The sequence below is a fragment of the Massilia sp. genome, assembly GCF_031995545.1.
In the GTDB taxonomy this organism is placed as follows: Bacteria; Pseudomonadota; Gammaproteobacteria; order Burkholderiales; family Burkholderiaceae_D; genus Telluria.
In genome coordinates this window covers 1-6,033 of the sequence record NZ_DAMAGA010000079.1, presented here as the reverse complement: position 1 = coordinate 6,033, position 6,033 = coordinate 1, and the positions used below count along the sequence as shown (strand labels likewise).

Here is a 6,033-nt window from a genome sequence, read left to right as displayed (position 1 = left end):
AACCCTACGGTCTGCGCCGTCCTACGTAGGGTTGGCGGCTCTGCCGCCGACGCGTTCAACCGGCTCATGAACTTCCCTCCTCCGGAGACGATACGATGGCCATGGACCGCCTGTTCCAGCTGATGAAAGAGAAGAACGCCTCCGACATGTTCTTCGCCGTGAATTCCCCGGTACACATCAAGATCAACGGCAATCTCATCCCCATCAACCAGAATCGCCTCGAACCCGAGAACATCCTTTCGCTCCTGTCCGAGATCGCCACACCCGAGCAGCTCCAAGAGCTCGACCGCGAGAACGAACTGAACATGGGCGTCTCGGTCCCGAATCTGGGACGCTTCCGCCTCTCGGCTTTCCGCCAGCGCGGCTCGATTTCCGCCGTATTCCGCTTCGTGCCCGGCAACATCCCGCCGCTGGGCGAACTCGGCCTGCCGCCGGTGCTGTCCGAGCTGATCATGGAAAAGCGCGGCCTGCTGCTGGTGGTCGGCGCCACCGGCTCCGGCAAGTCGACCACCATCGCCTCGATGCTGGACCACCGCAACGAACTGCGCACCGGCCACATCCTGACGCTGGAAGACCCGATCGAGTACCTCTTCAAGAACAAGAAATCGATCGTCAATCAGCGCGAGATCGGCGCCGACGCCAGCAGCCTGTCGACTGCGCTGCGCAATTCGCTGCGCCAGGCGCCCGACTGCATCCTGATCGGCGAGATCCGCGACCGCGAGACCATGGCGGCGGCGCTGGCCTATGCCCAGTCCGGCCACCTGGTGCTGGCCACCCTGCACGCCAACAACAGCTACAACGCGCTGAACCGTATCATCAGTTTCTATCCGCTGGAAAACCGCCCCGCCCTGCTGCAGGACCTGGCGTCGAGCATCCGCGCGATCGTCTCGCAGCGTCTGGTGAAAGCGGCGGCGGGCGGCGCGCGCCAGCCGGCGGTCGAAGTGATGCTCAATACCCGCTACATCGCCGACCTGATCGAAAAGGGCGAGATCAGCCAGATCCGCGAAGCGATGGACAAGAGCCTGTCGCCGGGCTCGCAATCGTTCGAGGCCGCCCTGTTCGGGCTGGTCAAGGAAGGCCTGGTGACGCAGGACGAGGCACTGGCGAATGCCGACTCGGCCACCAACCTGCTCTGGTTGCTCAACAATGGGCCGGACAGCCAGGTCCAGGCCAACAGCCCCGACGCCAAGCCGGCCGAGCCGCAGGGCGCGTCGTTCACCGAATTTACTCTCAACAACTAATCCAGGCTGCGCCGCCACGGCGTGCGCAGCGGACCCGATTTGCTCATGACTATCACCCTGTACGGAATCCCCAACTGCGACACCGTCAAGAAAGCCCGCACCTGGCTGGCGGACAACGGCCACGACTTCACCTTCCACGACTTCAAGAAGCAGGGCCTGAGCCGCGAGCTGGTCGAAGGCTGGTTGAAAGACCTCGACTGGGAGACCCTGGTCAACCGCAAGGGCATGACCTGGCGCAACCTGCCGGATGAACGCAAGGAATCGATTGTCGACAACGACAGCGCCATCGCCCTGATGCTGGAAAATCCATCGGTCATCAAGCGTCCGGTGCTGGCCGGCCAGGGTCCGACGTCGGTCGGCTTCTCGGCTGACCAGTACGCGACCAGGTTCGGAGCCGCCAAGTGAAGCCCTCGCGCACCCTGCTGCTCACCGAAGAGCTGATCGCGCTCGACTCGATCACGCCCCACGACAAGGGCTGCCAGCAACGCCTGATCGAGCTGCTGGCACCACTCGGCTTCCAGTGCGAGACCATCGAGTCCAATGGCGTCACCAACCTGTGGGCGCGCAAGGGCACCGAGTCGCCCGTCTTCGTCTTCGCCGGCCACACCGACGTGGTCCCGACCGGCCCGGTGCACCAGTGGGAATCCGCCCCCTTCACCCCCACCCAGCGCGACGGCAAGCTGTATGGCCGCGGCGCCTCGGACATGAAGACCTCGATCGCGGCGATGGTGATCGCCTGCGAGGAATTCATCGCCGCCAATCCCGACCATCAAGGCTCGATCGCTTTCCTGATCACCAGCGACGAAGAAGGCCCGGCGGTCGACGGCACCGTGGTGGTGTGCGACCTGCTGGAAGAACGCGGCGAGACGCTCGACTACTGCCTGGTCGGCGAACCGACGTCGAGCCACGTGCTGGGCGACATGATCAAGAACGGCCGCCGCGGCTCGCTCTCGGGCCACCTGGTGATCAAGGGCATCCAGGGCCACATCGCCTACCCGCACCTGGCGCGCAACCCGATCCACCAGGCGGCGCCGGCGCTGGCCGAGCTCACCGCCGAAGTCTGGGACGAGGGCAACGAGTACTACGCGCCGACCAGCTTCCAGATCTCGAACATGGCGGCCGGCACCGGCGCCACCAACGTGATCCCGGGGCAGCTGGCGCTCGACTTCAACTTCCGCTTCTCGACCGCCAGCACCGCCGAGGGCCTGGAAGCGCGCGTGCACGCCATCCTCGACCGCCACGGTCTGGACTACGACCTGCAATGGACCTTGTCCGGCCAGCCGTTCCTGACCGAGAAGGGCACCCTGTCCGATGCGCTGTGCGCGGCGATCGGAGAAGAGCTGGGCGTGCAGGCCGAACTGTCGACCACCGGCGGGACTTCCGACGGCCGCTTCATCGCCCGCATCTGTCCTCAGGTGATAGAATTCGGGCCACCGAACGCCAGCATCCACAAGATCGACGAACACATCGAGCTGCGCTATATCGATCCCCTGAAAAACATCTACCGCCGCACGCTGGAAAGCCTGCTGGCCGCCTGATCCGGTAACTGAACTGGCAATTGAACCGACACGAGAACAAGACCATGACCAACACTACTTTCAGTACGCCGCGCGACCTGCTGCGCTACGCCGTCACCCGCTTCAACGGTGCCAAGCTGTTCTTCGGCCACGGCAGCGCCGAAGCCTTCGACGAAGCCGCCTACCTGCTGCTGCACACATTGAAACTGCCGCTGGACCGCCTCGAGCCGTTCCTGGACGCCAAGCTGCTGCCCGACGAAGTGCTGCAGGTGCTGAGCGTGATCGAGCGCCGCGTCACCGAGCGCGTGCCGGCCGCCTACATCACCAAGGAAGCGTGGCTGGGCGAGTACAAGTTCTACGTCGACGAGCGCGTGCTGGTGCCGCGCTCCTTCATCGCCGAACTGATTCCGCAGCAGTTCAGCCCATGGCTGACCGACCCCGACGGCGTCGAGAACGTGCTCGAACTGTGCACCGGCAGCGGCTGCCTGGCGATCATGATGGCCGACACCTTCCCGAACGCGGTGGTGGATGCGGTCGACATCTCGAAGGATGCGCTGGCCGTGGCCGAGCACAACATCCGCGAATATAAACTCGAAGGACGAGTGAACCCGATCGAGTCGGACCTGTACGAGAACGTGCCGTTCAAGAAGTACGACCTGATCATCACCAACCCGCCATACGTGAATTCGGAATCGATGCGCACCCTGCCGCAGGAATACCTGAACGAGCCGCAGATCGCGCTGGCCGGCGGCGAAGACGGCATGGACCTGGTGCGCAAGATCATCGCCGGCGCCGCCGAGCGCCTGACGCCGGAAGGCCTCCTGGTGGTCGAAATCGGCAACGAGCGCGAATACGCCGAAGCCGCGTTCGGCCACCTGGGCCTGACCTGGCTGACCACCAGCATCGGCGACGATGCGGTGTTCCTGCTCACGGCGGAGCAGTTGCAGACGGCGCAGTAAATATTTGCAGGACGCCCGCGCTGATCAAATGTATCAGCGTATAAACGTCATCCCCGCGAAGGCGGGGACCCAATTCGTTGCATCGCGCCTGCGCTTCAAGCAAGTGGCAGATCGAGCAAACTTGGGTCCCCGCCTTCGCGGGGATGACGGTTTTGAGGGCAGCGGTGAAAACCGCAGTAGCATGCCGAGTTGAGCACCTCAGTAACCCGATTTTTAGACACCCCACCATGATCCGTTTCCAGAACGTCAGCCTGATGCGCGGCACCAAGCCGCTGCTCGAGAGCGCCGACCTCACCCTCAACCCGGGCGACAAGATCGGCCTGATCGGCGCCAACGGCGCCGGCAAATCGAGCCTGTTCGGCATGCTGCGCAACGAGCTGCATCCGGACCAGGGCCTGATCGACTTCCCCGCCAAGTGGCGCATGGCCTACGTCGCGCAAGAGACGCCGGCCCTCGACCGCCCGGCGCTGGAATACGCGATCGACGGCGACGTCAACCTGCGCCGCCTTCAAAAGGAACTCGACGAAGTCGAAGCGCAGGATGAGCCGGACGGCATGCGCCTGGGCGAACTGCATGGCGCGCTGGCCGATGCCGATGCCTACACGGTGCAGTCGCGCGGCGAACAGCTGCTGCTCGGCCTGGGCTTTTCGCTGGCCCAGATGCAGCAGCCGGTGGCAAGCTTCTCGGGCGGCTGGCGCATGCGCCTGAACCTGGCGCAGGCGCTGATGTGCCCTTCCGACCTGCTGCTGCTCGATGAACCGACCAACCACCTGGACCTGGACGCGATCATCTGGCTCGAGGACTGGCTGAAACGCTATCCCGGCACCCTGATCATCATCTCGCACGACCGCGACTTCCTCGACGAAATCGTCAACGTGATCGTGCACATCGACGACCGCAAGCTGAAACGCTACGGCGGCAACTACTCCAGCTTCGAGCGCCAGCGCGCGGCGCAGATGGTGCTGGCCGCATCGGCCATCGAAAAGCAGCAGCGCCAGCGCGCCCACCTGGAGTCGTTCATCAACCGCTTCAAGGCGCAGGCCACCAAGGCGCGCCAGGCGCAGAGCCGGATCAAGGCGCTGTCGCGGATGGAAGAACTGGCGCCGCTGCGCGCCGCCGCCGAATTCTCGTTCGAGTTCCGCGAACCGCTGGCGGCGCCGAACCCGCTGCTGGTGCTCGATGGCGTCGACGCCGGCTATCCGCTGCTGGACGAACATGGCGACAAGGTCGGTGCCAAGACCATCGTCAAGCACATCGACTTCTCGCTGCAGATCGGCCAGCGCATTGGCCTCTTGGGCGTCAACGGCGCCGGCAAATCGACCTTGATCAAGACCGTGGCCGGCGAACTGGCGCCGCTGACCGGCACCTCGACCCTGGGCAAAGGCCTGTCGATCGGCTATTTTGCACAGCACCAGGTGGAGATGCTGCGCCACGACGAGTCGCCGCTGTGGCACATGGTGAAGATCGCGCCCACCACGCGCGAGCAGGAACTGCGCAACTTCCTGGGCAGCTTCAACTTCCCGGGCGATATGGTGACCAGCCCGATCAAGCCCTTCTCGGGCGGCGAAAAGGCGCGCCTGGCGCTGGCCCTGATCGTGTGGCAGCGCCCGAACCTGCTGCTGCTGGATGAACCGACCAACCACCTGGACCTGGAAACGCGCGAAGCGCTGACCATGGCGCTGGCCCAGTTCGAGGGCACGCTGGTGGTGGTCTCGCACGACCGCCACCTGCTGCGCGCCACCACCGACCAGTTCATCATCGTCGCCGACGGCAAGCTGCAGCCGTTCGACGGCGACCTGGACGACTACAAGGACTGGCTGTTCAAGACCAAGCTGGGTAAAGGCACCGACGTGCTGCCGGCAGCGGCGGCGGCGCCGGTCAAGGCCGCGCCGGCCCCCGTGGCCGCGCCGGTGGCGGCGGCCGATCGCAAGGAACAGAAGCGTCTGGGCGCCGAAGAACGCCAGCGCCTGGCCGCGCTGCGTAAACCGCTCGAGAACCGCATCAAGCGCCTCGACGAGCAGATGGCCAAGCTGAACGCGAAAAAGGCCGAGATCGACGCCGCTCTGCTCGAGCCGGAGATCTACGAAGCCGGCAACAAGGAACGTCTCAAGACGCTGGTGGCCGACCAGGCGTTCGCGGTGCGCGATCTGGAGGCGCTGGAGATGGAGTGGCTGGAGTTGCAGGAACAGCTGGAGGGGTTGGCGTCGCAGGCTGCGTAATCAAACCGGATTGTTACCCTAAAAACCGTCATCCCTGCCACCGGCAGCAATGACTTCCCGCGAAGTGAACTGCCCCCCAAAAGTCGGACATTGTCCA

At 64.6% G+C, this 6,033-nt stretch carries 5 protein-coding genes; all 5 read left to right on the top strand.

From position 1 onward, the window contains the following. Window positions 1–95 precede the first annotated feature (95 nt). The 5 genes from RTQ83_RS24195 (at window position 96) to RTQ83_RS24175 (ending at window position 5,936) form a co-directional block, all read left to right on the top strand. Window positions 96–1,241 (top strand): PilT/PilU family type 4a pilus ATPase, encoded by a 1,146-nt coding sequence (locus RTQ83_RS24195; protein ID WP_312520608.1) that lies wholly within the window; start codon window positions 96–98, stop codon window positions 1,239–1,241. 45 nt (window positions 1,242–1,286) lie between these two features. Further along, window positions 1,287–1,646, top strand: a complete 360-nt coding sequence (locus tag RTQ83_RS24190) for an ArsC family reductase (protein WP_312520605.1) — start codon at window positions 1,287–1,289, stop codon at window positions 1,644–1,646. Beyond that, window positions 1,643–2,779 carry a succinyl-diaminopimelate desuccinylase gene (gene dapE, locus RTQ83_RS24185; RefSeq protein ID WP_312520600.1) on the top strand — a complete coding sequence of 379 codons (1,137 nt, stop codon included), beginning with the start codon at window positions 1,643–1,645 and terminating at the stop codon, window positions 2,777–2,779. The genes RTQ83_RS24190 and dapE overlap by 4 nt, the downstream gene beginning before the upstream one ends. A 44-nt stretch (window positions 2,780–2,823) precedes the next feature. Beyond that, on the top strand, window positions 2,824–3,717 hold the full coding sequence (gene prmB / locus RTQ83_RS24180) for a 50S ribosomal protein L3 N(5)-glutamine methyltransferase (protein ID WP_312520598.1): 894 nt from the start codon (window positions 2,824–2,826) through the stop codon (window positions 3,715–3,717). Window positions 3,718–3,944: 227 nt separating this feature from the next. Next, on the top strand, window positions 3,945–5,936 hold the full coding sequence (locus RTQ83_RS24175) for an ATP-binding cassette domain-containing protein (RefSeq protein WP_312520595.1): 1,992 nt from the start codon (window positions 3,945–3,947) through the stop codon (window positions 5,934–5,936). Window positions 5,937–6,033: the final 97 nt, after the last annotated feature.